This window comes from Variovorax boronicumulans, from assembly GCF_030812215.1.
Taxonomy (GTDB): Bacteria; Pseudomonadota; Gammaproteobacteria; order Burkholderiales; family Burkholderiaceae_C; genus Variovorax; species Variovorax boronicumulans_C.
This window is the reverse complement of record NZ_JAUSSG010000007.1, coordinates 278,040-304,363: the sequence shown is the minus strand read 5'-3', so window position 1 is coordinate 304,363 and position 26,324 is coordinate 278,040. Positions and strand designations below refer to the sequence as shown.

Annotated in this window: 24 protein-coding genes; 14 read left to right on the top strand and 10 right to left on the bottom strand. The window is 68.3% G+C overall.

Annotated elements, in window-relative coordinates; all coding sequences use genetic code 11:
* Positions 1 to 88 precede the first annotated feature (88 nt).
* The gene (locus J2W23_RS20130) at positions 89 to 1,069 is read left to right on the top strand and encodes a Bug family tripartite tricarboxylate transporter substrate binding protein (RefSeq protein WP_307649992.1); all 981 of its coding nucleotides are present in this window, start codon (positions 89 to 91) and stop codon (positions 1,067 to 1,069) included.
* A complete protein-coding gene (locus tag J2W23_RS20125) occupies positions 1,069 to 1,953 on the top strand; it encodes an N-formylglutamate amidohydrolase (RefSeq protein WP_307649991.1) in 885 nt (294 codons plus the stop codon). The genes J2W23_RS20130 and J2W23_RS20125 overlap by 1 nt, the downstream gene beginning before the upstream one ends.
* 36 nt (positions 1,954 to 1,989) lie before the next feature.
* Here the strand turns inward: J2W23_RS20125 and J2W23_RS20120 are convergent, their stop codons facing one another.
* Positions 1,990 to 2,868, bottom strand: a complete 879-nt coding sequence (locus J2W23_RS20120) for a helix-turn-helix domain-containing protein (RefSeq protein WP_307649990.1) — start codon at positions 2,866 to 2,868, stop codon at positions 1,990 to 1,992.
* Positions 2,869 to 3,170: 302 nt separating this feature from the next.
* On the opposite strand from J2W23_RS20120, the gene J2W23_RS20115 reads away from it, so the two are divergent.
* Together J2W23_RS20115 and J2W23_RS20110 are read left to right on the top strand one after the other, a co-directional pair.
* Entirely contained in the window at positions 3,171 to 4,145 is a 975-nt protein-coding gene (locus J2W23_RS20115) for a helix-turn-helix transcriptional regulator (RefSeq protein WP_176657507.1), read from the top strand.
* Positions 4,146 to 4,158: 13 nt separating this feature from the next.
* Entirely contained in the window at positions 4,159 to 5,757 is a 1,599-nt protein-coding gene (locus J2W23_RS20110; RefSeq protein WP_307649989.1) for a hypothetical protein, read from the top strand.
* A gap of 71 nt (positions 5,758 to 5,828) precedes the next feature.
* On the opposite strand, the gene J2W23_RS20105 is transcribed toward J2W23_RS20110, so the two are convergent.
* Both J2W23_RS20105 and J2W23_RS20100 read right to left on the bottom strand, forming a co-directional pair.
* Complete coding sequence (locus J2W23_RS20105) at positions 5,829 to 6,350, bottom strand: GNAT family N-acetyltransferase (protein ID WP_176657504.1); 522 nt, start codon at positions 6,348 to 6,350, stop codon at positions 5,829 to 5,831.
* A 107-nt stretch (positions 6,351 to 6,457) separates the two neighbouring features.
* The gene (locus J2W23_RS20100) at positions 6,458 to 7,438 is read right to left on the bottom strand and encodes a GlxA family transcriptional regulator (RefSeq protein WP_307649988.1); all 981 of its coding nucleotides are present in this window, start codon (positions 7,436 to 7,438) and stop codon (positions 6,458 to 6,460) included.
* A 102-nt stretch (positions 7,439 to 7,540) separates the two neighbouring features.
* On the opposite strand from J2W23_RS20100, the gene J2W23_RS20095 reads away from it, so the two are divergent.
* The gene (locus J2W23_RS20095; RefSeq protein WP_307649987.1) at positions 7,541 to 8,368 is read left to right on the top strand and encodes a dienelactone hydrolase family protein; all 828 of its coding nucleotides are present in this window, start codon (positions 7,541 to 7,543) and stop codon (positions 8,366 to 8,368) included.
* Positions 8,369 to 8,377: 9 nt separating this feature from the next.
* On the opposite strand, the gene J2W23_RS20090 is transcribed toward J2W23_RS20095, so the two are convergent.
* Positions 8,378 to 9,568 carry an MFS transporter gene (locus tag J2W23_RS20090; RefSeq protein WP_307649986.1) on the bottom strand — a complete coding sequence of 397 codons (1,191 nt, stop codon included), beginning with the start codon at positions 9,566 to 9,568 and terminating at the stop codon, positions 8,378 to 8,380.
* 90 nt (positions 9,569 to 9,658) lie between these two features.
* On the opposite strand from J2W23_RS20090, the gene J2W23_RS20085 reads away from it, so the two are divergent.
* The gene (locus J2W23_RS20085; protein WP_307649985.1) at positions 9,659 to 10,621 is read left to right on the top strand and encodes a LysR substrate-binding domain-containing protein; all 963 of its coding nucleotides are present in this window, start codon (positions 9,659 to 9,661) and stop codon (positions 10,619 to 10,621) included.
* Here the strand turns inward: J2W23_RS20085 and J2W23_RS20080 are convergent.
* The 3 genes from J2W23_RS20080 to J2W23_RS20070 all read right to left on the bottom strand — a co-directional run bounded on the left by J2W23_RS20080 (position 10,570) and on the right by J2W23_RS20070 (position 13,703).
* The gene (locus tag J2W23_RS20080; RefSeq protein WP_307649984.1) at positions 10,570 to 11,331 is read right to left on the bottom strand and encodes a 2-keto-4-pentenoate hydratase; all 762 of its coding nucleotides are present in this window, start codon (positions 11,329 to 11,331) and stop codon (positions 10,570 to 10,572) included. The genes J2W23_RS20085 and J2W23_RS20080 overlap by 52 nt on opposite strands.
* Before the next feature lie 35 nt (positions 11,332 to 11,366).
* Positions 11,367 to 12,344 carry a Bug family tripartite tricarboxylate transporter substrate binding protein gene (locus tag J2W23_RS20075; RefSeq protein ID WP_176657498.1) on the bottom strand — a complete coding sequence of 326 codons (978 nt, stop codon included), beginning with the start codon at positions 12,342 to 12,344 and terminating at the stop codon, positions 11,367 to 11,369.
* Positions 12,345 to 12,458: 114 nt separating this feature from the next.
* Positions 12,459 to 13,703: a pyridoxal-phosphate-dependent aminotransferase family protein gene (locus J2W23_RS20070; protein ID WP_307649983.1), complete on the bottom strand. Its 1,245-nt coding sequence runs from the start codon at positions 13,701 to 13,703 to the stop codon at positions 12,459 to 12,461.
* A 120-nt stretch (positions 13,704 to 13,823) separates the two neighbouring features.
* On the opposite strand from J2W23_RS20070, the gene J2W23_RS20065 reads away from it, so the two are divergent.
* From J2W23_RS20065 to J2W23_RS20050, 4 genes are all read left to right on the top strand, one after another.
* Positions 13,824 to 14,519 (top strand): GntR family transcriptional regulator, encoded by a 696-nt coding sequence (locus J2W23_RS20065; RefSeq protein ID WP_307649982.1) that lies wholly within the window; start codon positions 13,824 to 13,826, stop codon positions 14,517 to 14,519.
* Between the two features lie 15 nt (positions 14,520 to 14,534).
* On the top strand, positions 14,535 to 17,606 hold the full coding sequence (locus tag J2W23_RS20060) for an FAD-binding and (Fe-S)-binding domain-containing protein (RefSeq protein WP_307649981.1): 3,072 nt from the start codon (positions 14,535 to 14,537) through the stop codon (positions 17,604 to 17,606).
* A 62-nt stretch (positions 17,607 to 17,668) separates the two neighbouring features.
* Positions 17,669 to 18,910 (top strand): YbfB/YjiJ family MFS transporter, encoded by a 1,242-nt coding sequence (locus J2W23_RS20055; RefSeq protein ID WP_307649980.1) that lies wholly within the window; start codon positions 17,669 to 17,671, stop codon positions 18,908 to 18,910.
* Entirely contained in the window at positions 18,907 to 19,458 is a 552-nt protein-coding gene (locus tag J2W23_RS20050; protein ID WP_307649979.1) for a methylated-DNA--[protein]-cysteine S-methyltransferase, read from the top strand. Before J2W23_RS20055 ends, J2W23_RS20050 begins: the two co-directional genes overlap by 4 nt.
* 11 nt (positions 19,459 to 19,469) lie before the next feature.
* On the opposite strand, the gene J2W23_RS20045 is transcribed toward J2W23_RS20050, so the two are convergent.
* Together J2W23_RS20045 and J2W23_RS20040 are read right to left on the bottom strand one after the other, a co-directional pair.
* Complete coding sequence (locus J2W23_RS20045) at positions 19,470 to 20,690, bottom strand: MFS transporter (RefSeq protein WP_307649978.1); 1,221 nt, start codon at positions 20,688 to 20,690, stop codon at positions 19,470 to 19,472.
* Positions 20,691 to 20,772: 82 nt separating this feature from the next.
* On the bottom strand, positions 20,773 to 21,699 hold the full coding sequence (locus tag J2W23_RS20040; RefSeq protein WP_307650076.1) for a LysR family transcriptional regulator: 927 nt from the start codon (positions 21,697 to 21,699) through the stop codon (positions 20,773 to 20,775).
* A 119-nt stretch (positions 21,700 to 21,818) separates the two neighbouring features.
* Here J2W23_RS20040 and J2W23_RS20035 point away from each other — a divergent pair, with 119 nt between their 5' ends.
* Positions 21,819 to 22,676 (top strand): NmrA family NAD(P)-binding protein, encoded by an 858-nt coding sequence (locus J2W23_RS20035; RefSeq protein WP_307649977.1) that lies wholly within the window; start codon positions 21,819 to 21,821, stop codon positions 22,674 to 22,676.
* On the opposite strand, the gene J2W23_RS20030 is transcribed toward J2W23_RS20035, so the two are convergent.
* A complete protein-coding gene (locus tag J2W23_RS20030; protein WP_307649976.1) occupies positions 22,654 to 23,556 on the bottom strand; it encodes a LysR substrate-binding domain-containing protein in 903 nt (300 codons plus the stop codon). The two genes, J2W23_RS20035 and J2W23_RS20030, sit on opposite strands and share 23 nt — an antisense overlap.
* Positions 23,557 to 23,634: 78 nt before the next feature.
* Here J2W23_RS20030 and J2W23_RS20025 point away from each other — a divergent pair, with 78 nt between their 5' ends.
* The 3 genes from J2W23_RS20025 to J2W23_RS20015 all read left to right on the top strand — a co-directional run bounded on the left by J2W23_RS20025 (position 23,635) and on the right by J2W23_RS20015 (position 26,320).
* On the top strand, positions 23,635 to 24,819 hold the full coding sequence (locus J2W23_RS20025) for an MFS transporter (protein ID WP_307649975.1): 1,185 nt from the start codon (positions 23,635 to 23,637) through the stop codon (positions 24,817 to 24,819).
* Positions 24,816 to 25,436 (top strand): pyridoxamine 5'-phosphate oxidase family protein, encoded by a 621-nt coding sequence (locus tag J2W23_RS20020; RefSeq protein ID WP_176657489.1) that lies wholly within the window; start codon positions 24,816 to 24,818, stop codon positions 25,434 to 25,436. Before J2W23_RS20025 ends, J2W23_RS20020 begins: the two co-directional genes overlap by 4 nt.
* A gap of 182 nt (positions 25,437 to 25,618) precedes the next feature.
* Positions 25,619 to 26,320: a DUF3348 domain-containing protein gene (locus tag J2W23_RS20015; RefSeq protein WP_307649974.1), complete on the top strand. Its 702-nt coding sequence runs from the start codon at positions 25,619 to 25,621 to the stop codon at positions 26,318 to 26,320.
* The last annotated feature ends 4 nt before the right edge of the window (positions 26,321 to 26,324 follow it).

Below are 26,324 nucleotides of genomic sequence, written 5' to 3'. Positions count from 1 at the left end.
ACACGAGGGGTCGCTTCACATAATCGCCGCACTTCAGGGCACCTCCATGTGCGTTGTCTCCAACGATATTTCTTTCGACTTACTCACGATGAACAAACGCCGAGACCTCCTGCTGGCCATCACCGCCGTTGCCTTCGGGCTGCCGCTCGCGGCCGTCGATGCGCATGCGTCCTCCTACCCCGACAAGCCGATCAAGCTGATCGTGCCGTTCCCTCCCGGCGGCTCGACCGACCTGGTGGCGCGGCTGCTCGCCGAGAAGATGTCGGTCATCCTCGGGCAGCAGGTGGTGGTGGACAACCGCGGCGGCGCGGGCGGCACCATCGGCATCTCGGCGGTGGCGCGGGCAGAGCCCGACGGCTACACCATCGGCATGGCCACCGTGAGCACGCATGGCGCGAACCCGGCCGTCTACACCAAGCTGCCTTACGACCCGGTGAAGGACTTCCAGCCGATCACCAACGTGATGTCGGTGCCCAGCGTGTTCGTGGTGAGCCCCAAGCTGCCGGTGAAGAACATGAAGGAGTTCATCGCGCTGGCGAAAGCGGAGCCGGGCAAGCTCACCTTCGCGTCGCCCGGCAACGGCTCGCTCGGGCACGTCAACGTCGAGCAGTTCATGGACCTGGCGGGCATCAAGCTCACGCATGTGCCATACAAGGGCGCGGGGCAGGCGGCGACCGACGCGCTCGCCGGCACGGTCGATGCGATGACCGACAACCTGCCGTCGTCGCTGCCGCACATCAAGTCGGGCAAGCTGCGCGCGCTGGCGGTGCTGTCGCCGCAGCGCTCGCCGCTCTTGCCCGACGTACCGACCTACCGCGAGCTCGGCTTCGAGGCGATGAGCGAGGGCGGCTGGTTCGGCCTGGTCGCGCCCGCGGGCGTGCCGGCACCGGTGATCGAGAAGCTCATGACCAGCGCGCACCAGGCCATGCAGGACCCGGTGTTCAAGCAGCGCACGGTCGAGATCTCGGGCGTGCCGATGGCCAACACGCCGGCGCAGTTCGCGCAGCAGATCCGCGACATGATGGACAAGTACGCGCGCATCGCCAAGGTCGCGAACATCAAGCTGTGATGAGCGCGCACGACATGCAGAGCACCGATCCGGTCGTCGTGGTCGTCGATCCGCCATCGGGCGTGGCCCGGCTGCCGCTGGTGTGCGATTCGCCGCACAGCGGCACCTGCTACCCGCCGGACTTCGTCACCCGCGTGCCGTTCGCGCAGCTGCGCCAGGCCGAGGACACGCACGTCGCCGCGCTCTGGTCGGCCGCGCCGCAGCATGGCGCGACCTTGCTGAGTGCGCAGTTTCCGCGGGCCTACATCGACCCCAACCGGGCCATCGACGACCTCGACCCCGAACTGCTGGACGGGCCCTGGCCTTCGCCGCTCAAGCCCGGCGAAAAATCGCGCCTGGGCTATGGCCTCGTGTGGAGCCGCATCGCGGCCGACCAGCCGCTGTACGACCAGCCCTTGCAGCCCGCCGCGGTGCAGTGGCGCATCGACAGGTTCTGGAAGCCGTACCACGCCGCGCTCTCCACCGCGGTGGACCGCGCGGTGACCGACTTCGGCGCGCTGTGGCACCTCAACCTGCATTCGATGCCCGGCAATGCCTATGAAAAGCTGCGCATCCAGTCGACACGGCCGCTCGCGGACTTCGTGCTCGGCGACCGCGAGGGCACGACCTGCGAGCCCGCGCTGCTGGATGTGGTCGAGGCCACGGTGCGCGCGCACGGCTACACGGTGGCGCGCAACGACCCGTACAAGGGCGTGGCGCTGATCGCCGAAATCGGCAACCCGGCAAAGGAGCGGCACAGCCTGCAGATCGAGATCCGGCGCCCGATCTACATGAACGAAGCAACGCGCGAACCGAACGATGGCTTCGCGCCGCTGCAGCGCTGCATCGACGCCACCATCTCCGCGGTGGCGGCGCACGTGAAGCTGCAACTCGAGAGAGGCTAGCCCGCGATGCAACGCACCCGGACTGTGCCGACCGCTCTATCCGACGATGCCGTTGCGCGCCGAGGCGGGCTGCAGCGCATCGAACGCGGAGAGCCGGCGGTAGTCGCCGGGCAGCACCGCATAGGTGCCGAGAAAGGTCTTGTGCAGATGGCTCTGGTCGGTGAAGCCGGCCGCATGCGCCGCATAGGTGACCCGCGCGCCGCCCGCGATGAGATCGCGCGCGTACTCTATGCGGTGGCCCACCAGCATCTCGTGCGGCGTGAACCCGAGTGCGCCCCTGAAGCGCCGCTGCAGGTGCACCGGGTGCAGGCCCGCCGCCTCGGCGAGGCTGTCGAGCGTCATGCGCTGCTGGAAGCCCGAGGCGATGAGTTCGTAGAGCCGGTTCATGCGCTCGTCGCCGCTGTCGACCACGGGCCGGGGCGCGGGCTGCAGGGGAATCCATTGCGCGAGGCGCTGGCGCAGCAGGGCGCGGCCGGCCGCCACGTCTTCTTCGTTGCCGGGGCCCGAGGGCTCGTGCAGCAGCCGGTGGCATTCGAGGAATTCAAAGGCGGCCGAAGGGTCCAGGAAGATCGAGATGCCCGCATCGTCTTCGGCGCGGGCCGCCGGGATGCCTTCGTGCGCCGCGCTGATGCAGCGGGCGACGGCCGAGCTGCAGTACATCGCATCCTCGCGCCATGGCGCGCTGCGTGCCTGCACCGAATGCCAGACCTGCGGCGCGACGCGCAGCAGCGCGCCTGGCGGCACGATCGTGACGCGGTTGCCGCTGCGCACGTGCAGCTCGGTATCGGATACGGAGAGCGTGTAGCCCACGTGCCGGTGCGGCCGGATCTCGCGATGCAGCAGACGGTTGGCGGTGAACTGGAGACCTGTGAGGTCGGCGTCTCGCCAGTAGCGGGATGCGGCCAGGATTTCCATCGAAGGCAGGACTCCTCGGATGCTGTTGTTGTACTGACAGGGAGCAATCAGCATGCCAGTGCACTGGCCTTCTGTGAAGCGTTCATTTCACGCGGATTGATGCGCGTGACGCATCGTTCATGCAAAGGTATTCAGTTGCGGCGAGGCATGCGTTGCCATGGCCCGCCAACCCCGATCCGGGCGTTACGAATGCATACGCGAAGCTAAGAATTTACAAGGCGACTCCCACACCCTTTGGTACTTTGGCCCCCAACTCCGCGGCGTCGACCACAGATGCATGCGGCACTTCAAACAGGCATCCCATGATTCTTGCTACCTTGTTGCAACGCGCCGCGGCGTCCTCGCTGTCGCAGACGCGGAATCACGACACTGACGTGGCCGCGCCTGCGGGCGGTGCGCCCGAGCTGCCCGAACTGCCGTCCGGCGGTCCGTTTCCGCAGCTCTACTCGGAAGAGCAGCTGTACCTGCCGCCGTCGGCGGACCGGCATGCGGAAGGCGTGCCGGGCATCGTCGGCGAGCTGCTGGACGCCGGCAGCCACGAGGAGCGCCGCTACCTCATCCAGGGCATGCTCAACGCGCTGGGTTTCGACTGGCTCGGCTACGGCACGATCACCTTCCTGCGCGGCCGCTGGTGGCCCCTGAGCTTCTTCACCGCCTACGCGAACCCCGAGTGGGTGCAGCGCTATTTCTCGCACCGCCTCTACGAGATGGACCTGCGCCAGCAGGGCGTGCCGGCCTCCAGCCTGCCGCTGGTGTGGGATGTGGAGCAACTCGAGGCCATGCCCATTTCGACGGCGGCGACGACCGCAACCGAGGATGCGGCGGGCCGGCGGCAGCGCTTCGTCGACGACCTGCTCGCAAGCGGCATCCGCAGCGGACTGATGTTCCGGCTGGCCTCGCCCACGCATGTGAACCAGTACACCGTCATCAGCCTGCAGTCGAGCGAGCGGGGCCGCAACTGGATCACCGACGAAGTCGTCGGGCAGGCGCTCACGTTGGGCCTGAGCCTGCATGAATACCTGTCGCGTCACTCGCGCATGGCGAGCGAGACCGGCGGGGCGCGCATCGAGATCTCGACGACGCAGCAGTACATCCTGCAGCACCTGCTGCAGGGCCGCAGCGACAAGGAAATCGCGAACCGGCTCGACCTGTCGGCGCACACGGTGGACTACCACATGCGGCAACTTCGCCGCCGGTTTGCCGCGCGCAACCGGGTGCAGCTGGTGAACGCGGTGCAGCAGGGCGACAGCGACTTCGGTGTGCTGAGCGAGATGTGAGCCCGTTCATTCCGTGAAGACACATACATTGCGCGGCTGGGGCCGGTGGCTCCTGTCGGCGGGCTGCGCGATCGCCATCGGCGCGTGCGGTGGCGGTGGCGGTGGTGGTGGCGGTGGTGGGTCCGGCGGAGGTACGTCGCTGGGGACTGGCGCAGGTGCGGCAGGCAACGACGCGGTATCGACACTGAAGGCGGCAGCCAAGGTGTCGCCGAATTCATCAAGCACGGGACAGGTGCTCGGCAACAGTGATGCGGGCCCGCAGACCGACAGCCTGGCCGATGCGAGCGGCCATTACATCAACCTCAACCTGTACACAGCGAACGCGGATGCAGAGCTCGACCGCATCCGCGCATGGGTCAAAGGCAAGCCCGATGCGGGCGGCATTGCGTACAAGGCGGCCATCTATGCCGATGCCGATGGCGGTCCGCAGTTGCTGTCTTCCAGCGATCGCAAGGCAGCCCTCGAATCGGGCTGGCTCGAGTTTCCGCTCACGAGCCGCGCGACCGTGCGCAAGGGCGGTGCCTACTGGCTCGCGATCTGGTCCGGCGACAACGCGGCCGGCATCGCGGCCGATGGCGGCGGCACCTCGGGCGGACTGCGCTGGATGAAGCTGGACTTCAACAGCAACTGGCCCGCGCAGCAAAGCCGCACCGATGGGCAGGGCGGCCTGCGCTATTCGATTCACGCGCTCAGGGCAGCCACCACCACGCCGCCGCAGGAGCCTCCGACCGAACCGCCGACCTCCAACCCCGCGCGCGGCTGGAACGTGACAGCAGCGAACGTCGGCCTCGCCGGCGTCGGCCTCTCGTGCGACCAGTTGCCCGTGTACACCGGCAGCCTCAAGCCCGCATCGGGCACGGTGTTGAGCGGCCTGCGCATCACGGGGCCGCTGGACCTGTCGAACGGCAACATCCTCATTGAGAAATCGTGCATCCGCCCGGACCGCGTGGGCGAGCATCACGACTACCTGGTGACCACCACCACCTGCCGCGACGGCGGCTGCACCGCCACGCAGGCCGGCAACGTCGTCATCCGCGATTCGGAGATCGATGCGGAGCACCTCGATGCTTCGGCCATTGCGCAGTCGTGCGCCTTCCTCGGCGTGGGGACCCTGGAGCGCAACTACATGCACGGCATGGGCTCGGGCATCTGCTTCTTCGAGACCGGCGCGGTGCACAGCGCGCGTGCCGAGCGCAACTACGTGCGCGGGCTGCGCGCCTTCGGCAATCCCGAGACCACCGGCTCGCACAACGAGGCCGCGACCATCCGCGATTTCACCGACGCGCCGGGGCGCACCGTCGTGTTCCTGAACAACCGGCTCGACTGCTCGACCGCGAACGACACCGGCGCGCTCTTCATCCAGCCGACCTGGCTGCCGATCCACAACGTGCGCATCGAAGGCAACTATCTCGAAGGCGGCGGCTACAACCTCTATCTGGAACGTACCGGGAACGCGGGCTACGGCAACGTCGTTGCGATGGACAACCGGTTCCGCTCGACGGGCTGGAACCCGGTGGCCGTTGCATCAGGTCCGGGGTTCGCAAGCTGGAGCGACAACCATCGCTACGACGCCTCGAAGGTGGATGCCAAGGGCGATGCGGTGAACCCCTGAGTGCGCGCTCGACGACACGATGGGACCGGCGTTGTGGCTGGTGGCGCGCTCGACGGCGAGCGCGCGAATGATTACGCCCCGGTAGGTGCGGCCGGCGGCATCCCCAGGACATGGTTCCTGTGCCGGCCTTCGCCGAGAACGAAGTCGGTGCTGCCGCGAACCGCGAAGCCGTGCTTTTCATAGAAGCGGCACGCGCGCAGGTTCTGCACATTGACCATGAGCCACAGGCCATCGTTGCCCGCGCGTGCCGCCCGCAGCAACGCGGACCCCACGCCGTGCCGCGTGAACGGCTCCTGCACATACAGCGTGCAGAGTTCCGAATCGGCTTCAGGCACCAAGGCCTGCGGCACGCCGGAGCGCACCAGCGCATAGCCGACGAGCCGTTCATCGGCCTCGGCAACGTGCAGCGAAACATCGGGCGCATCCAGCAGTGCGAGGAATTTCTCGGGCGTGAACTCCGACAGCACATAGCGCGCGAACAGGTCGCTCACGCCCTCGGTGTAGGTGGCGAGCCAGACCTGGATCGACAAGGCGGCGAGGGCGTGCGCGTCGGCTGCGCGTGCAGGCCGAACGGAGGTGGGAGGAGGTGTCACGGCGGCTTTTTTCGGGCGGCCCGATTCTGTCAGGAACAGAATCCGCGCGCGACTGCGGTACGCGCTGCACGAGTGAAGCGGGCGTGACGCATGGCCGCGCCCGGTTTCTAAGACGACTGCAGGTTCGCGCGGAACTTGCTCGGCGTGGCGCCTGCCGCCTTGCGCATGAGGCGCCTCAGCGCAGTGGCGTCCCCGTAGCCGACCTGCGCGGCCACCTGGTCGATGGTCATCCGGCTTGTCTCGATCAGCATCCGCGCCCGCGACAGCCGCACGCTCTGCACGAGCGCGAGCGGACCCAGGCCCGTTGCAGCGCGCACGTGGCGAGCCAGCGTGCGCTGCGACATCGCGAACTCGTCGGCCAGGCGCGCGACGCTCGGCGGACGCGGCAGCGACGATTCGATGCGCTGCGTCAGCCGCCGGATCAGCTCGCTGCCGTTGGACATCATCGAGGGCACGACGAACGGCGCCTGCGCCTCGCGGCCATCGATCAGCAACACCTTGCCGACGGCATCGGCCAGCGACGGACTGAAGCGCGTGCGCAGCAGATGAAGCATGAGGTCCGACTGGGCGAACGCAGCGCCGGCCGTGCTGACCGGCCCGTCGGCACAGACCATGCGATCCGCATCGACGTTGCAGCGAGGTTCGATGCGCCGCAGTTCCGGCGCGAGCCACCAGGTGGTGGTGGCGCGCCGGTCCTGCAGCACACCGGCCGCCTGGAGCAGAAACACGGCGGAGCACGAGGCGGCCAGCGCGCCGCCTCGCGCGGCGTGGCGGCGCACGGCAGCGACGGCGCGGGTGGCGCAGTCGTCCGCCAGGCGTTCGGCCAGATCGACGGGGCGGTTGACCCCGAGGCCGGGAACGATCCACGTCGATGTGTCGGGGCGGGCGCGTGCGGGAATCGCCGAGGTCGCCACCTGCACGCGGCTGCTCAGCGGGACCATGCCGCCGTCCGGCGACACGACGCGCCAGGTCGGCTTCGGCATCTTGAGACCGAGTGCCAACCCTGCGGCGGCATCGAGCACGTCGAGCGTGATGCAAACACTGGTGGCAAAGGCTCCGGGCAACACCAGGACAGTGAAATCGTGCATGGCTTGAAACGCCTCATAAATGTCGAATTGGACACTGTCAGTCTAGCGCCAGGCCACGTGTAATAGCCGCTCCGATCCACCTGAAGACCTGCAGGACCCACGATGGCGACGACACGCAACCTGAACGAAACCGACGCGCTCGAAGACTTCGAGCGCCGCGAGATCACCCTGGACGACACGATGAAGAAGGTCTACGTCGCAGGCACCGGGCCGGCGGTGATCGTCATGACAGAGATGCCCGGCATCAGCCCGCACGTCGCGCGTTTTGCCCGCTGGGTACGCGATGCGGGCTTCACCGTGTACATGCCGTCGCTGTTCGGCCGCGATGGTGCGGTGGCGGATGCACAGGAGGGCAAGGCCGTGTTCCAGCATGCCTGCGTGAGCGCGGAGTTCCGCGCGTTCGCGGGCAACAAGTCGAGCCCGGTGACCCAGTGGCTGCGCGCGCTCGCACGGCTGGCGCACGGGGAATGCGGCGGGCCGGGCGTCGGCGCCATCGGCATGTGCTTCACCGGCAACTTCGCACTCACGATGATGCTGGAGCCTTCGGTGCTCGCGCCGGTGCTGTCGCAGCCGTCATTGCCGCTGGACAACCCGGCGGGCATCGAGATATCGCCCGAGGATATTGCCGCAGTGAAGCAGCGCCTCGACCGCGAAGACCTGAGCGTGATGGCCTACCGTTTCGAGGGCGACAGGTTCTGCACCGCACAGCGCTTCGCCGCTTATGCCGAGGCGCTCGGCACGCGCTTCGTCGCGCGGGTGCTGCCCGACAGCGCGGCCAACAAGGCGTCGCTGCCTTCGTTCTTCGAGCAGCTGGTGGCGAGCCCGCACAGCGTGGTGACGGCCCACCTCATCGATGAAACGGGCCAGCCGACGATCGCGGCGCGCGACGAGATCCTTTCTTTCTTCGCGCGCCGGCTGATCTCGAAGTAGCCGAGGAAATCAGGCCTGCGCCGAGGCGCAATCGGCCACGGGGCGACCGGTTTCGCGCCGGTCGAGCGAACGGCTCCAGAGCGCGATGGCCAGCCCCACGAGCGTGAGCAGTGCGGCCACCCAGCCCAGTGCGCGCAGGCCGGGGCCGTGGTCGATGGTCACACCGCCGACCCACGCGCCGAGCGCATTGCCGAGGTTGAAGGCCGCGATGTTGAGGCTCGACGCGAGGTTCTGCCCTGCGCCCGAGGCCTTCTCCAGCACCCGCAACTGCATCGGCGCCACGGTCGCGAACGAAGCCACGCCGAGCAGCCCGACGAAGACGACCGCGGCGAACGGCGTGCCGATGGCGAACTGCATCGAGCCGAGCACCACCGCCAGCGCCACCAGCGTGCCGAGCACGGCGGCCATCGGCGCGCGGTCTGCCAGCTTGCCGCCGAGGATGTTGCCGACGGCGAGGCCGCCCCCGAACACCAGCAGGATCGGCGACACGGCCGATTCCGAGAGTCCGGTGATCTGCGTCAGCAACGGCTGGATGTAGGTGTAGACCACGAACACGCCGGCAAACCCGAGCACCGTCATCGCGAGGCCCAGCAGCACCTGCGGGCGGGCGAGCACGGCCAGCTCTTCGCGCAGCGGTGCAGGCTTGGCTTCACCCTTCATGCGGGGCACGAAGGCCGCGAGCACCACGAAGGCCAGCACGCCGATCAGCGTCACCGCCCAGAAGGTCGAGCGCCAGCCCAGTTGCAGGCCCAGCCATGCGCCGGCCGGCACGCCCAGCAGCGTGGCGGCGGTGAGGCCGGTGAACATGATCGCGATCGCCGAGGCGCGGCGCTCGGGCGCGACGAGGCCGGTAGCCACCACCGAACCGACCCCGAAGAAGGTGCCGTGGGCAAGCGAGGTGACGACGCGCGCGGCCATCAGCATTTCGTAGTTGGGTGCGAGCGCGCAGGCCAGGTTGCCGAGCGTGAAGATCGCCATCAGCGCGAGCAGCACGGTCTTGCGCGGCAGCTTGCGGGTGGCGATGGTGAGCACGGGCGCGCCGACCGCGACGCCGAGCGCATAGCCCGAAATCAAGAGGCCGGCCATCGTGATGGAGACATGAAGGTCCGTCGACACCTGCAGCAGCAGGCCCATGATGACGAACTCGGTGGTGCCGATCCCGAAGGCACCGGCGGTGAGGGCGAGTAGAGCGATTGGCATGATGCCCTGTACTGTGCGGACAATCAGGGCCTGTGACTAGAATGCCGCCGCTACACACACTTGTGATTTGAAGTCACAGACAGGAGTCCCATGCCGCGCCTCGACGTCAACCGTTCCGGTGAAATGGAAGCTTTCGTGCAGGTGGTCGAATCCGGAGGGTTCTCCGCGGCGGCGCGCCTGTTGGACATGACGCCCTCGGCCATCAGCAAGCTGGTGGCGCGGCTCGAACTGCGGCTGGGCATCCAGCTCGTGCACCGCTCCACCCGCAAGCTGCAACTCACGCCCGAAGGGCTGCATTTCTACGAGCGCAGTACCCGCGTGCTGGCCGACATGGACGAGGCCGAGCGCTGTGCCGCCGCCGGTGCGGCGCCGCGCGGACGGGTCAGCATCAATGCGAGCGTGTCCTTCGGGCATCACATGCTGGTGCCGCTGGTGCCGCGCCTGCTCGAGATGCATCCGCAGATCACGCTCGACATCGCACTGACCGACCGCATCGTCGACCTGATGGATGAGCGCGCGGACATCGCGATCCGCTGGGGCCAGTTGCCCGCCTCCGACCTGGTGGCGCGGCGCCTGGGCGAAACGTACCAGGCCATCGTGGCCTCGCCCGGCTACCTTGCGAAGTACGGCACGCCGCGCACGCCGCAGGAGCTTGAGGCGCACAGCCGGCTCGGCTGGACCTACCGCCGCAACGCGCCCGATTGGCCACTGCGCGTCGACGGAAAGACGGTCACGATTCCCGTCGCGGGCCCGGTGCGTGCGGGCGATGGCGAGACACTGCGTCACCTCGCGATTGCAGGCGCGGGTGCGGCGCGGCTGTCGCTCTATCACGTGCAGCACGACATCGATGCCGGGCGGCTGGTGCCATTGCTCGAGGAGTTCAACCCGGCCGAGGCCGAGCCGATCCACGCGGTGTACATCGGCAAGGCCGGCACGCTGCCCGCACGGGTGCGCGCGGTGCTCGACTTCCTGGTCACCTGCTCGGGCGTGGGAGACGGGCGCTACACGCGCAAGCGGACCGCGCCGATGCCGGGGAACTCGGCCGTCACCTGATCGCCGCGGCGGCAGGGCAGCACGCCGACCCATGAGCCGGTGGTGACGACCGTGCCGGCGCGCGCGGTCTGGCCGTGCCGCGTGACGTGGCGCAGCCAGATCGGCAGCAGCCACGCCGGATCGGCCAGCGGATGGGTGCCTTCGCGCACCACGACTTCGCCATCGCCAATGCGCGTTTCGCAGCGCTGCGAGGCCCAATCGATGGCGGCGTAGGGTTTCCATTCGCCAAGCACGAGCGCGCCGTGCACTTGCGAGTCGGCAAGGCGCAGCAGGGCGGGCGTGGAGGCGAGGTCCTGCCAGCGCGAATCGACGATTTCGATGGAGACGGCCATGGCGTCGATGAGTGAGGCCGCGTCGTCGTGCCCTAGCTTCGCTGCTTGTTCGGGCGTCACGTCCTGTCCGAGGCGCAGCGCGATTTCGGACTCGATGCCGGGTGTGTGGAACACGAGGTCATCGAAATTCGCCGGGCTCTGGCGCACGCCGGACGGCGGCAGCGGCGCATGCGTGAGCGTCACGCTGCGCGAGCCGCCGCCGGATTTCCAATAGCCAGGAACGGCGCCGTCGTCACCGAACCAGTCGAGCGCGGCAGCCACGGCGTCCTGTACTTCGTAGGCCTGGCCGGCGTCTTGCAACGCATCGGTCCAGGGGGCGGCGTCGAGGGTGCGGTTGCTGCGGCGCGCGGCGATCAGGGCGTCGGCGAGGGCGGTCATGGATGGATTCATCCTGCGATTCTGTCAGGTGTGTTTTACGTTTCCACGTGCACGTTGCCGTCCTTCACCACCTTCGCCCACTTGGCGATCTCGGTGCTGATGAACTGCTTGAACTTGTCCTGCGAGCCGCCGCCGTCTTCTGCGCCGTAGGTGTCCAGGCGCTCCTGCACATCGGGCATCGCAAGCACCGTGTTCACGTCGCGATTCACCTTCTGCGCAATCGCGGGCGGCAACTTGCCGGGGCCGGCGAGGCCGTACCAGGTGGTCGCCTCGAAGCCGGCAAAGCCTTGCTCCTGCATCGTCGGCACGTTGGGGTGGCCCTTGGCGCGCTTGGTGCGCGTCTGGGCAACAGCAATCACACGGCCGTTCTTCACATGCGGCGTGGCGGCCGTCATCGTTTCGAAGCTGTACTGGATCTGACCGCCCATCAGGTCGGCGAGCAATGGGCCGCTGCCCTTGTAGGGCACATGGAGCGCATCGACGCCGCCTTGCAGCTTGAACATCTCCAGTGCAAGGTGCTGCGCGGAGCCCGCGCCGGCCGAGCCGAAACTCACCGTGCCGGGCGCGGCCTTGCAGGCGGCCACGATGTCTTTCACGCTCAGCGCCTTCTGCCCAGGGTTGGCGATCAGCAGGTTGGGCGTGACGCCCACGAGCACGATCGGCACGAAGTCGCGCTCCACGTTGTAGCGCAGCTTGGGCTGCAGGCTCGGTGCGAGCGCGTGGCTGTTGATGTGCGCCATCAGCAGCGTGCTGCCGTCGCTGGGCTGCTGGGCCACGTAGTCGGCCGCGAGCACGCCCGCGACACCACCCTTGTTCTCGACGATGACCTGCTGGCCCCACATGATGGTGAGCTTCTGCGCGACCACGCGCGCGAGCGCATCGGTGCCGCCGCCGGGTGGAAAGCCCACCACGATGCGCACGGGCCCCGAGGGCCACTCCTGCGCGAAGAGCCGGGGCACGCCCAGCGTGGCGGCCGCGGCGCCCGCGGCTTGAATGAGGGAACGTCTTTGCATCATCTTTGTCTCCGTGGTGTTGGGGTCCGATGCGCGCCGGCCTGTTGACAGGTCCGGCAAGGTGGAGGCCGCCGCATCGTTCGAGCGATGCGTTGCGGCCGGTGTGTCGCAGGCCTAGGCGGCCTTCTGCAGGCCGACCGGCGCTGCCGCGTGGTTCGCGAAATGATCCATCGCCGCCTGCACGCCGCTGCCCGCGAGCTTGATGCCCGAGAGCTTCATGCCCATCTCGACGCCCGCGACCATGGCCACGAGGGTCAGGTCGTTGCTGTCGCCTAGATGGCCCATGCGGAACATGCGGCCCTTGAGTTTTCCGAGGCCCGTGCCGAGCGAAAGGTCGAAGCGCTGGTGGATCAGCCGGCGCAGCGCATCGGCATCGACGCCTTCGGGCGTGATAACGCCGGTGAGCACAGGCGAGTAGACGGCCGGGTCCGCGCACTGGATCGGCAGGCCCCAGGCGTTGACCGCGGCACGCACGCCAGCGCCCCAGCGCTGGTGGCGTGCGAACACGTTGTCCAGCCCTTCGCCGAGGATCATGTCGAGCGATTCCGACAGGCCATACAGCAGGTTGGTGTTGGGCGTGTAGGGCCAGTAGCCGTCCTTGTTCATCTCGACGATTTCGTCCCAGGCCCAGAAGGCGCGCGGGAGCTTCGCGGTCTTCGCGGCTTCGAGTGCGCGCGGCGAGAGCGCGTTGAAACTGATGCCGGGCGGCAGCATCAGGCCCTTCTGCGAGCCGCTGATGGTGACGTCCACGCCCCATTCGTCGTGCCGGAAATCGGCGCTCGCGAGGCCCGAGATGCTGTCGACCATCAACAGGGCCGGGTGGCCAGCCGCATCGATGGCCTTGCGCACCGCGGCGATGTCGGAGGTGACGCCGGTGGAGGTCTCGTTGTGCACCACGCACACGGCCTTGATCTTTTTCTCGGTGTCCTTGCGAAGGCGCGCCTCGATGAGTTCGGCCTGCACGCCGCGGCGCCAACTCGGCGCGTTCGGCAGGTGTTCGTCGGTGCCGGTGAGCGCGAGGAATTCGGTGGAAAGGCCCAGGCGCGTGGCCATCTTCTGCCAGAGCGAGGCGAAGTGGCCGGTCTCGTACATGAGCACGTGGTCGCCCGGGCTCAGCGTGTTGGCGAGCGCGGCTTCCCACGCGCCGGTGCCCGACGCGGGGTAGATCGCGACCGGGTGCTTCGTCTTGAAGATCTGCTTGATGCCGCCGAGCACCTTCAAGCCGAGCGTGCCGAATTCGGGCCCGCGGTGGTCGATGGTGGGAAGGCTCATGGCCCGCAGGATGCGGTCGGGCACCGGGCTCGGGCCGGGAATCTGAAGGAAATGGCGGCCGGTGGGATGGATGTCGAGTTGCAGCATGGACTGTCCTTTCGCTTTCAGTTTTGCATTCAAAATGCTTTTTTGCTTGATGGTTTACCCTTAATTGATGGGGTTGTGGCGCCCATTTTTTGCATTCAAAATGCATTCAAAGGGAAAGCCATGACTGCTGAAATCATCGAAATCTCCAGGCTCGCACTGCACGACCAGGTGGCTGCACGCCTTCGCACCATGCTGGTCGAAGGCCACATCGCACCGGGCGCGAAGCTCAACGAGCGCGAGCTGTGCCTTCAATTGCGCGTGTCGCGCACGCCGTTGCGCGAAGCCATCAAGCTGCTGGCGGCCGAAGGGCTGGTCGACCTCTTGCCCAACCGAGGCGCGGTGGCGGTGAAGCTCACTGAGGCCGACGTGCTCGACACCTTCGAGGTGCTGGCAATGCTCGAGGGCATGTCGGGCGAGCTGGCCGCCAAGCGCATCACCGACGAAGAACTGGCCGAAGTGCGCGCGCTGCACTACGAGATGCTGGCCTGCTTTTCACGGCGCGATCTCTCGGGCTACTACCGCCTGAACGCGCGCATCCACACCGCCATCAACGAGGCCGCGGGCAACCCGGTGCTCACGGGCACCTACCGCTCGATCAATGCGCGCGTGCAGTCGCTGCGCTTTCGCACCAACCAGAACGAGGCGAAGTGGAAGCACGCGGTCGACGAGCACGAACAGATGATCCAGGCGCTGGCCGCGCGCGACGCACAGGCGATGCGCAAGGTGCTCATCGCGCACGTGCTGCGCAAGCGCGACACCGTGCTGGAGCTGCTGCGCGCCGGCGAGATCTATCCCCAGGCCAACAAGGCGAACTGACCCCACACATTCACCATGCGCATCGACCCCGCCAGCCACATGCAGCCAGCCGGAACCGTTCTTCCGCCCAACGACACCTGCGAGCTGCTCTCGCGCCGGCTGCGCGCCGAGACGCAAGGGGAGGTGCTGTTCGACGACGGCTCGCGCGGACGCTACGCCACCGACGCGTCGATCTACCAGATCACGCCGGTCGGCGCCTTCGTGCCGACGAACGACAAGGACATCGCGACCGCCATCGACATCGCACGCGACCTCAAGGTGCCGGTGCTCGCACGCGGCGGCGGCACCAGCCAGTGCGGGCAGACCACGGGCGCGGCGCTGGTGATCGACAACAGCAAGCACTTTCGCCGCGTGCTCGAGGTGAACGCGGAGGAGGGCACGGCCACCGTCGAGCCCGGCCTCGTGCTCGATCACCTGAACGCAAAGCTCAAGCCGCTCGGGCTCTGGTATCCGGTCGATGTATCGACCAGCGCGCAGGCCACGCTGGGCGGCATGGCAGGCAACAACTCCTGCGGCTCGCGCTCCATTGCCTACGGGAACATGGTGCACAACGTGCTGGGCGCGAGCGCGTGGCTCTCGAACGGTGAGCTGGTCGAGTTCGGCCCGGTGGGCACGCTGGGCGTGCGCGCGGCCGGCATTGCGCAGTTCGTGCGCGGCCTCGCGCGGCAGCACCGCGACGAGATGGCCGAGCACTGGCCCAAGGTGATGCGCCGTGTGGCGGGCTACAACCTCGACATCTTCGACAACCAGAGCGAGAAGCCATACACCGCCGATGGCAGCGTGAACCTTGCGCACTTGCTCATCGGCTCGGAAGGCACGCTCGCCTACACGAAGAGCCTGAAGCTCAAGCTCGCGCCGCTGCCGCGCGCGAAGGTGCTGGGCATCGTGAACTTCCCGACCTTCCATGCGGCCATGGACGCGGCGCAGCACATCGTGAAGCTCGGGCCGACGGCGGTGGAGCTGGTCGACCGCACGATGATCGAGTTGAGCCTGGCGAACCCCGCCTTCAAGCCGACGGTGGAAACCGCGCTGATCGGCAAGCCCGCGGCGATCCTGCTGGTCGAGTTTTCCGGCGCCGACAAGGCCGCATTGCTGCCGCAGCTCAAGCAACTCGTCGAACTGATGGGCGACCTGGGCCTGCCGGGCAGCGTGGTCGAGATGCCCGACGACGCGCGGCAGAAGAACCTGTGGGAAGTGCGCAAGGCCGGCCTCAACATCATGATGAGCCTCAAGGGCGACGGCAAACCGGTGAGCTTCATCGAGGACTGCGCGGTGCCGCTCGAACACCTGGCCGAATACACCGACGCGCTGACCGAGGTGTTCGCGAAATACGGCAGCCGCGGCACCTGGTACGCGCATGCGTCGGTCGGCACGCTGCATGTGCGGCCGATCCTCGACATGCGGGCAGACGGCGCCGCGAAGATGCGCGCCATCGCCGAAGAAGCCAGCGCATTGGTGCGCAAGTACAAGGGCGCGTTCAGCGGCGAGCACGGCGACGGCCTGTGCCGCGGCGAGTGGATCGAATGGCAGTTCGGCCCGGCCATCAACGAGGCCTTTCGCGCGATCAAGAAGAAGCTCGACCCTCTCGACCTGTTCAATCCCGGCAAGATCATCGACCCGCCCCGCATGGACGACGGTTCGCTGTTCCGCTTCGCGCCGCCCACGGCGCCGAAGCCTTACCGCCGCATCGAACTCAAGCCGGTGCTCGACTGGTCGGCCTGGAACGTCAATGCCGACCCCGTGACCGAGGTGACCACCGCGCCCGGCACCGGCGGCGACAGCACCGGCGGCCTCGCCAAGGCCGTGGAGATGTGCAACAACAACGGCCACTGCCGCAAGTTCGACGCCGGCACCATGTGCCCGAGCTACCGCGTGACGCGCGACGAACAGCACCTCACGCGCGGCCGTGCCAACACGCTGCGCCTGGCGCTCTCGGGCCAGCTCGGCGCCGATGCCTTCACCAGCGAGGCCATGCACGAGACCATGGACCTGTGCGTCGGCTGCAAGGGCTGCAAGCGCGACTGCCCGACGGGCGTCGACATGGCGAAGATGAAGATCGAGTTTCTCGATCACTACAAGAAGCGCCACGGCCATACGCTCAAAGACAAGCTCGTGGCCTACATGCCCGACTACGCGCACAAGGCGAGCCGCATGCCGTGGCTGCTGAACCTGCGCAACAACGTGCCGGGTGCGGCGTGGCTCGGCGAGAAGCTGCTGGGCTTCTCGGCGAAGCGCTCGCTGCCGGAATGGCGCTCTGACACGTTCTGGCGCGCGAAGGGCAACGAGCCCGGCCTGTTCGCCGACCAGGCCTCGGTGCTGGCGGTGGCGGCACGCGGCGGCAAGGCGGCCGTGCTTTTTGTCGACACGTTCAACGGCACCTTCGAGAGCGAAAACGCCTTTGCAGCCGCGCGCGTGCTCGAGGCCGCCGGCTATGTGCTGCACACGGTCGAGAAGAGCGGCGGGCACCACTGCTGTGGCCGGACCTTCCTCGCCAGCGGCATGGTGGACGAGGCGAAGCTTCGCGCCGAAGCATTGATCGATGCGCTGCTGCCGCTCGCGCAGGCCGGCATTCCCATCGTCGGCCTGGAGCCTTCGTGCCTGTTCACGCTGCGCGACGAGACGCTGGTGATGGGCTTCGGCGACAAGGCGCAGACCGTGGCGAAGCAGGCGCTGTTGTTCGAGGAGTTCATCGCGCGCGAAATCAAGACCGGCCGATTCGAGCTGGCACTCAAGCCGTCCGCGACGCCGATCCTCCTGCACGGCCATTGCCACCAGAAGGCCTTCGGCGCGGTAAGCCCGATCATGGAGGTGCTCAAGCTCATTCCCGGCGCCGAGCCCGAGCTGATCGAAAGCTCCTGCTGCGGCATGGCCGGCAGCTTCGGCTACGAGGCGAGCCATTTCGATGTCTCGATGCAGATGGCCGAAGCGAGCCTGCTGCCAGCCATCCGGGCGAAGCCCGATGCGGTGGTGGTGGCCGACGGCACCAGCTGCCGCCACCAGATCGGCGACGGGGCGCAGCGCGAGGCTGTGCATGTGGCGGTGCTGCTGGCGCGGCACCTGCTGAAGCCGGATTCGGCGACGCGGTAAACCGGCAGCCACGCAGGCAGGATCGCGCGGGCTGCCGCAAAATGGCTGCGCCGCCCGATCCGATGTCGACCACCCTCACTTCTCCATCCCTTCGCGCGCAGCCCACGCTGCGCCTTGCGTTCGCGCTGTCGATGGGCGCGGCCGTGTCGCTCGGCATCACCCGCTTCGCCTACGCACTGCTGTTGCCGCCCATGCGCGCCGACCTCGGCTGGAGCTACGCGCTGGCCGGGGGCATGAACACCGCCAACGCGGTCGGCTACCTGGCCGGTGCGCTGGTCACGCCGGCGCTGATGCGGCGCTTCGGCGTGACGCGGCTCCTTCTCGTGGGCGCGGTGCTGGCCAGCGTGTTCATGGCCGGCAGCGGCTTCGTGACCGACGCATCCGCCTTGCTGCTGCAGCGTTTGCTGGCCGGCGTGGCCAGCGCCTGGGTGTTCGTGGCGGGCGGCTTGCTGGCCGCGCGGCTCGGTGAAGCAGATGCACGGACCGGCGCCTCGCGCGGCGGGTTGCTGCTGGGGATCTACTACGGCGGCACCGGCTTCGGCATTCTCCTGTCGGCCCTGCTCGTGCCGCAGGTGCTGCGCGCAGCGTCGGATGTGCCGCACGGCTGGACCTGGGCGTGGTGGGCGCTGGCGATCGCAAGCGCGGCCGCCACCGGCTTGCTGGCCTGGGCGGGGCGCGCGATGCCTGACCCTCCGGGTTCCTCGGCAACACCGTCGGCCGCAATCGCGACCGAGGCCACGCCCGTCGCGCTGCGCCACTTCGGCTGGGCACTCGCGGGCTACGCGCTCTTCGGCATGGGCTATATCGGCTACATGACCTTCGTGATCGCGCTGCTGCGGGAGCAGGGCGCCAGCGCCGGTTTCGTCACCTTGTTCTATGCCTTGCTGGGCATCGCCTGCGTGGCCTCGTCGCGCCTCTGGGCCGGGTTGCTCGATCGTTATCGCGGCGGCCAGCCGCAGGCGCTGTTGAACGGGCTGCTGGGCGTGGCCACGCTGTTGCCGGTGCTGAGCGCTTCGGCGCCCGTGGCGCTGGCATCGGGCGTGCTGTTCGGCGGGGTGTTCCTGTCGGTGGTGGCCTCGACCACCGCGCTGGTGCGCCACAACCTGCCGCCGGCACGCTGGGCGCAGGGCATCAGCCTGTTCACCATCGTCTTCGCGCTCGGGCAGATCGTCGGGCCGACGGTGACGGGCTGGATATCGGACGGCCCCGGCGGCCTCGCGCGCGGGCTGGTGGCCTCGGCGATCGCGCTGTGGCTCGCTGCGGTGCTGGCCTCGCGCCAGCATGCGCTGAAGGAGATCGGATGACGAAACAGGACGACACCGGCTTCGCATTGTTCGAAACCACCATCGGCATCTGCGCGCTGGCCTGGGGGCCGCACGGATTGGTCGGCGTGCAACTGCCTGCCGACGAGGGCGAGCCGGCCACGCGGGCGCGCATGCGCCGTCGCTTTCCGGACCTGCACGAAGGGCCGCCGAACGACATGGCGCAACACGCCATCGCCGCCATCCAGGGCCTGCTGCAGGGCGTGCACGACGACTTGACGCACATCGTGCTCGACATGTGCGGCGTGTCGGAGTTTCACCAGCGCATCTACGCCATCGCGCGCAGCATTCCGCCGGGGCAGACGCGCACCTACGGCGAGATTGCCGAGGCGCTTGGCGACAAGGGCCTGTCGCGGGCGGTGGGGCAGGCGATGGGGCACAACCCTTTCGCACCCGTGGTGCCTTGCCATCGCGTGCTCGCGGCGGGCAACAAGCCCGGTGGTTTCTCGGCCGGCGGCGGCGCGCTGACCAAGCTGCGGATGCTCGGCATCGAGGACGCGCGGCCGAACGGGATGGCGTCGCTCTTCTGAACGGAAGCCGGTCAGGCCACGGCCGCCGGCAGCCGATGCAGCGTCGCGATGCGCGACGCAAAGATGATCAGGGCCTGCAGCGCAAAACCCGCGAACGCGAGCAGCAGGCAGGCCGGCTCGCCCCATGCGGCACCTACGGCACCACCCAGCGCGGCGCCGATGGGCCGTGCCCCCGCGTTGATCGTCAGGAACACGGCCGACACCCGCCCCAGCATCGTCGACGGCACGATGCTCTGCCGCAGCGTTGTCGAGGTGATGACCCAGACCATTGGACCCGCGCCGAAGAGAAAGAACGACAGCGCAGCCAGCGATGCCCGGGGAAAGACCAGCGTGGCAGCCATCACGCCCGCGGCGACCACCGCCACGGCGGGTCCGACCTGTATGGCGCGGCCGAAGGGCAGCCGTGCCACGACGCGCGAGGTCAGCAGCGCGCCCGCCACCATGCCCGCGCCATACATCGCCAGCGTGAAGCCCACCGCCTCTGCGCCGAGCCCGAGCACCCGCACCGCATAAGGCACATAGCCGGCCTGCAGCACGAACCACGAGATGTTGAATACCGCGCCGGTGATCGCCATCGGTCGCAGCAGTTCGTGCTGCCAGACGAAGCGGGCGCCGTCCCTCACTTCGTGCAATGGATGGCGCGGCGAGGCAGGTGAACGCGGCGCTTCGGTCAGTCGCAGCAGCAGCGCCACGGCCGCGACGGACAGCACGGCCGCCAGCACAAACACGGCCGGAGCGCCCGCCCATGCGACCAGCGCGCCCGCGAGCGCAGGGCCGGCGGTGAACGCCGCGCTGCGTGCAAGCTCGAGCCTTCCGTTGGCCACTGCCAGCGCTTCGCGCGGCACGAGCGCGTGCACCAGAGCCGGCGCCGCAACGCTGAAACCCACGGTGCCCACCGCCCCGAGAAACCCGAGCACCGCCAGCCACGCGATGCTGAGCTTCGACGCGAACACCATCACGAGAAGCACCAGCAGCGACGCTGCTCGCAATGCTTCCGCCCACACCATCAGCCGCCTGCGCGACATGCGATCGGCCAGCAGCCCGAGCGGCATCGAGACCAGCAGGAAAGGCAGCGCCTGGACCGCTGCGAGAAAACCGATCTCTCCTGGCCCCGCGCCGAGCATCAGCACCGCGACCAATGGCACGGCCGCAAGGCTCAGTTGCTCGGCCGATTGGGCCGCGAGGTTGGACCAGGCGAGATTCCGGAAGGAGCGGGGAAGGGTGGAAGGCATGCGACAGGGCTCGAATGGAAAGCCCGATCCTGCTCGCGTATGCCATCCGGCGCTGGCCGTTTGCGGACCTGCGAGCAGCGTGTCAGCGCGAGGTCTTCGGCTTCGCTTCGGGGGCAATCGCCGCCATCACGAAGTCGATGAAGGCCCGCACTTTCGCCGCCGGCAGATGACGCGACGGGTACAGCGCATAGAGCGGAAAGCGCTCGTCGGGCCAGTCGGGAAACAGGTCGACGAATTCGCCGCTGTCCAGATGCTGCTGGATGCCCACCGCCTTGATCTGCGCAACCCCGATGCCCGCGAGCGCGGTGGCCAGGATGGTGCCCGCATCGGTCAGCAGCAGCCGGCCGGTGGTCGGCACCTTGACGAGCTTGCGGCCGCGCTGGAACTCCCACGCGAACGGCTGTCCCGTGACCGGGTTGCGCACCTGCAGGCACGCGTGGTCGACGAGGTCTGCGGGCTTGGCGGGGCGTCCGTGGCGCTTCAGGTAGGCGGGCGTCGCGACGGTCACGATGCGCGTGTCCATGAGCTTGCGCGCGACCAGCGAGGAGGAGGGCGGTTCGCCGAAGCGCACCGCGATGTCGAAGCCCTCGGCCACCAGGTCGCCGAGCTGGTCGCGCGCGACGAGGTCGAGCGACAGCTCGGGGTACTGATCCAGAAAACGCGGGAGGTGCGGCGCGAGCAGGAGGCGCGATGTGAAGGCGTCGGTGTTGACGCGAAGCCGCCCGCGCACCGCGCCGGACGAGCCCGCGGCGATGGTCACCGCATCCTCGATGCCCAACACCAGCGGATTGACGTTGGCATAGAGCAGCCGGCCCTCGTCCGTGAGGTTGAGCGAGCGCGTCGTGCGGTCGAACAGCCGCACGCCGATGCGTGCCTCCAGCCGTGCGATGGCGCGGCTGACGCCCGAGGGTGTGAGGCCGAGGGCATGGGCCGCGCTCGCGAAGCTGCCGCCTTCGACGACAGCGGCGAGCACGCCCACGTTGGAGAGGAGTCGTCCGTCGAGTGCCATTTTTAATTCGTGATCAAGTGTCATGAATGATATGCCTTGAGGTCGCTTTACTCAAAGGCGCCGGATTCCTACATTCCTTCCATCGCAACCGATTCACTGGAAAGAAAAAGGAAAGTCACATGTACGCAATCACCGGTATCACAGGCAATGTCGGCGGCGCCGTCGCGCGCACCTTGCTGGCCCAGAGGCATTCCGTTCGCGCGGTGGTGCGCGATGCAGCCAAGGGCCGGGCGTGGGCGAGCCTCGGCTGCGAAGTCGCCATCGCCGACATGGAAGATGCGGCGGCGTTGACGCGTGCATTCACGGGCGTTCGAGGTGTCTTCGTCCTGCCTCCGCCGAACTTCGATCCCATGCCCGGCTTCCCCGAGGCGAAGGCGGTCATCGACGCGGTGAGCCGCGCGCTCGTCGCGGCGCGGCCGGCCCGCGTGATCTGCCTTTCAACCGTCGGCGCGCAGGCCACGCAATCGAACCTGCTGAGCCAGCGCACCCTGATGGAACAGGCGCTGTCGGCGCTGCCTGTGCACGTCGCGTTCCTGCGGCCCGCATGGTTCCTCGACAACCTCGCCTGGGACATTGCGGGGGCGCGCGAGCAGGGCGTTTTCGCGAGCTTCCTGCAGCCGCTCGACAGGCAGGTGCCGATGGTCGCCGCGGCCGACGTCGGGCGGGTCGCGGCCGAGTTGCTGGTGCAGGAAGGCGCGGTCGAAGGCATCGTGGAACTCGAAGGTCCGGAGCGTGTGAGCCCGAACGCGATCGCCGCGGCGCTCTCGACGGTGCTGGGCCGCCCGGTTCAGGCCGACGTGGTGCCGCGCGAGACCTGGGGTTCGCTTTTCCGCGCGCAGGGCATGAAGGACCCGATGCCGCGCATCCAGATGCTCGACGGCTTCAACGAGGGATGGATCACCTTCGAAGGCGGCGATGCCACCGTGCGCAAGGGCAAGGTCGGCCTCGCCGAGGTCATTCGCTCGTTGGCGGGCTGAGCGGCGGCAGCATCTGCTCGAACCAAGCAGCCACGTGCCGGGCTTCCGGCGCGGCATCGGATGCAAGGCCGTAGTAGTAGCGATCGAGCGCCATGCGCAGCGCGGGCAGCGGCGACTGCAGCCGGCCCGAGGCCAGGTCGTGCGACACGAGCGAGGTCGGTGCGAGCGCGATGCCCAGCCCGTCGACCGCGGCCTGCAGCACGAAGTGCAGGTGGTCGAACTGCAGGCGGCCCGCCGGCCTCGTGCGCGGCGCACCGACCTGCTTCTTCCAGGCATCCCAGTCGTCCTTGCGCGTCTTGGCCGAGAGCTGCACGTGCGATGCCAGCGCGCGAAGGTCGGCCAGCGGATGCGTCCTGAACAAGGCGGGCGCACCGACCACCAGCACCTCGTCTTCGAGAAAGGGATGCAGGTCGACGGAGGAGGGCCAGCCTTCGAGCCCGCGCCGCACCGCGATGTCGAAGCTGCCGATGGCCTGCTCGGGCATCACTGTGCTGGTGACGACCTGCGGTTCGATGTCGGGATGGCGCTCGACGAACGACGGCAGCCGCGGAATCAGCCAGCGCACCGCGAACGACGGCCGCACGTTGATCCGCACCGCGCGCGCCGGGCCTTGCGCCTGCAGCACATGGGCCGCCGCATTGATCTGCGCCAGTGCCGGCCCGGCTTCCGCGAAGAACTGCTGGCCTTCGGCCGTCAACGCCACCTGCCGGATACGGCGCTCGAACAGCGCGACGCCCAGGCATTCCTCAAGGCTCTTGATCTGCCGGCTCACTGCGCTGTGCGTGACATGAAGCTCCTGTGCTGCGCGCGTGAAACTCAGGTGGCGGGCTGCGGCGACAAAGGCGCGCACGGCGTTGAGAGGCGGTTCCCGAAGCGGCATGTGTGCGATTTTCTCACGCATGAGGGGCATTAATCTCGTTTGTCAGCCCGCGGCGTCGCGGCGCACCATGCGGCCTCGATGTCTTCAACGCCCCTCGCTCCTGCTCCCACCCCCGCGCCCGGCGCCACCGATCTGAATTCCCGCCACGCAGCCATCGCGCTCGGGCTTTCGCTGCCGGCCGACGTCGTTCTCTACCTTTTGCTGCCGATGTACGCCGACCAGTTCGGCGTGACGCTGGCCGAAGCCGGCATGCTGCTCGCGGCCAATCGGCTGGTGCGCATTGCCGGGTACCGCTGGGTGGCCCGCTTCTACGCGCGCAACGGCGACCGGCCGACCTGCACCATCGCCGTCGTGGCGGCCGCCGTTTGCGGCGTGGGCTACGCCACGCTCTCGGGCTTCTGGGCGCTGCTGCCGCTGCGGCTGATGTGGGGGCTGTGCTTCGCGGCGCTCAACCTGTCGACCCAGGCGCTGGCCACGGCCGACCCGGTGGGCGCCGCGCGCCGCAATGGCCGCTCGCGCGCGTTCATCGCGATGGGGCCGGTGCTGGCGCTGCCGCTGGGCGCGTTGATGGCGCTCTGGGTCGGGCCGCGCGCGATCTTCGGCATCCTGGCGGTGTTCTCGCTGCTGGCGGTGTTCGCGACACGGCGGCTGCCGTCCGCGCCGCATCGCACGGAAAAGCCCACGCGGCGCTTCCAGTGGCCGAACAGCCTTGACGGCTGGTCGTTCATGGAGGGACTGGCACTCGACGGGCTCTTCATCGTGGGCCTGTCCTACCTCGGCAAGGATCTGCTGCCGGGCGGCGCGGTGATCGTGGCCGGCCTGCTGATGGCGCTGCGCTACCTCGCGGAGATTTTCCTGAGCCCGGTCGGCGGGCACCTGGCGGACCGTTTCGGGGCCGAGCGCCTGCTGGTGAGCCTTTCGCTCGTGACGGCCGTTGCGCTCGTGGGTTTCGGCCTCGGCTGGCTCTGGAGCTGCGCGGCGCTGATCGTGGTGCTGCGCGCCTTGCAACTGCCCTTGCTGTCGCCCATCGTGGCGCGTCGCACGCCGGGGCCCGAGCGCGTGCAGGCGCTGGCCGCTCGCTCGGTGTGGCGCGACATCGGCGCCGGGGCAGGGCCGCTCATCGCGGGGCTGCTGCTGCCGGTCGCATCGCCGCCGTGGCTCTATGGCATTGCCGCAGCGCTGCTGGCCGTCATGGCGCTGGCTTGCGGGAGAAATCCATCGCCACAATCGACACCACCCCACACGCAGGAGCGCACGTCATGACAAGGTCCCACGCCATCGAAACCGTCGAGCAGCTCGAAGCCCTGTTCGGCCAGCCGGGCGAGGCCTCGCTGAAGAAGGAGGTGCCCCACCTGCACCCGAGCTATCAGGCGCTGATTGCCGCGTCGCCCTTCGCGGTGCTCGCCACCCTCGGCCCCGGTGGCCTGGACGCATCGCCGCGCGGCGACCCGCCGGGTTTCGTGGCGATCCAGGACGAGAAGACGCTGCTGATGCCCGAGCGCCGCGGCAACAACCGCATCGACAGCCTGCGCAACATCGTGACCGACCCGCGCGTGGCCTTGCTCTTCTTGATTCCCGGTGTCGGCGAAACGCTGCGCGTGAACGGACGCGCGCGCATCACCGTCGCACCCGACGTCATGGCGCGCTTCGCGATGGAGGGCAAGCTGCCGCAGTGCGTGATCGAGGTGCAGGTGGAGACGGTGTACTTCCAGTGCGCCCGCGCGATCCAGCGCGCGAAGCTCTGGGCGCCGGTGGCGGCGGATGCGAAGCGCGAAGTGCCGACGGCCGGGGCGATTCTTTCCGCGCTGACCGATGCGGCGTTCGACGGGGCGACTTACGACCGCGAGCTGCCGGCGCGGCAGCGGTCGACCTTGTACTGAACGAGAAACCATGGCGCACCGCATCGGTTTTAGCAACGCGGCGCTGGCCGCTCTTCCAGGCTGAACAGGCCAGTGTGTTTCGAATGGTCGGCAAGATGTCACTCAAAGCAACCGCCAGCGGTTGCAGGGCCATCCAGGGGGAATCGACCGTGTAGACTGCCAGGTTTTTCCATCTGGCGGTAATGGTGCAAGTGTCAAGGCGCACAGGCTTCACCGGCTCGGCGCTGATTCGCTTGCTCGCTCGACTGACCGACATCGAAGTCCCCGAGCCCAAACAGGCTTTTGCGGATCGATTGAGTCAATGGCTCGGCTGGACCGATGCCATTTCCCTTTCTGCAGCGTTGAACGGCGGCCTGGCTGCTTCGTCTTCTGGCGCGCGCGCGGCCGGCAATCCCGAGGAACGCGAGTGCGAGCGCGTGCGGACCGCAATGGCCAACGCCATCGCGGAAGACATGCACAGCGCTGCCCGGGACAACACGACCGACTTCGCGGCCTACCGCCGGCGTTACCACGCCAGGCAGCAGGCCATGGAGACGAGCATCGGTCCCTTGCGCGGCCGGCTGCGTTCGACGCTGGCGACGCGCTCGCCCGACATGGCGCGGCTGGCTGCGGTGGACGTGGTCATGGAGCAGGTGTTGAGCGCGCAGGAGCATCGGCTGCTGGCGAGCGTCCCGGCGACGCTCGAGAAGCATTTCAAGCGCCTGGGCCGGGCCGATGCCAACGCCAACGCCAGTGCCGACGTCGATGGCGATGGCGATGGCGAGGCCGAGCCCGGCGTGTGGCTGGCCGTGTTCCGCAAGGACATGCACGACGTGCTGCTCGCCGAGATGGAAGTGCGATTTCAACCGGTCGAAGGGCTGCTCGAAGCCCTTCGCGCGAGCTAACCAG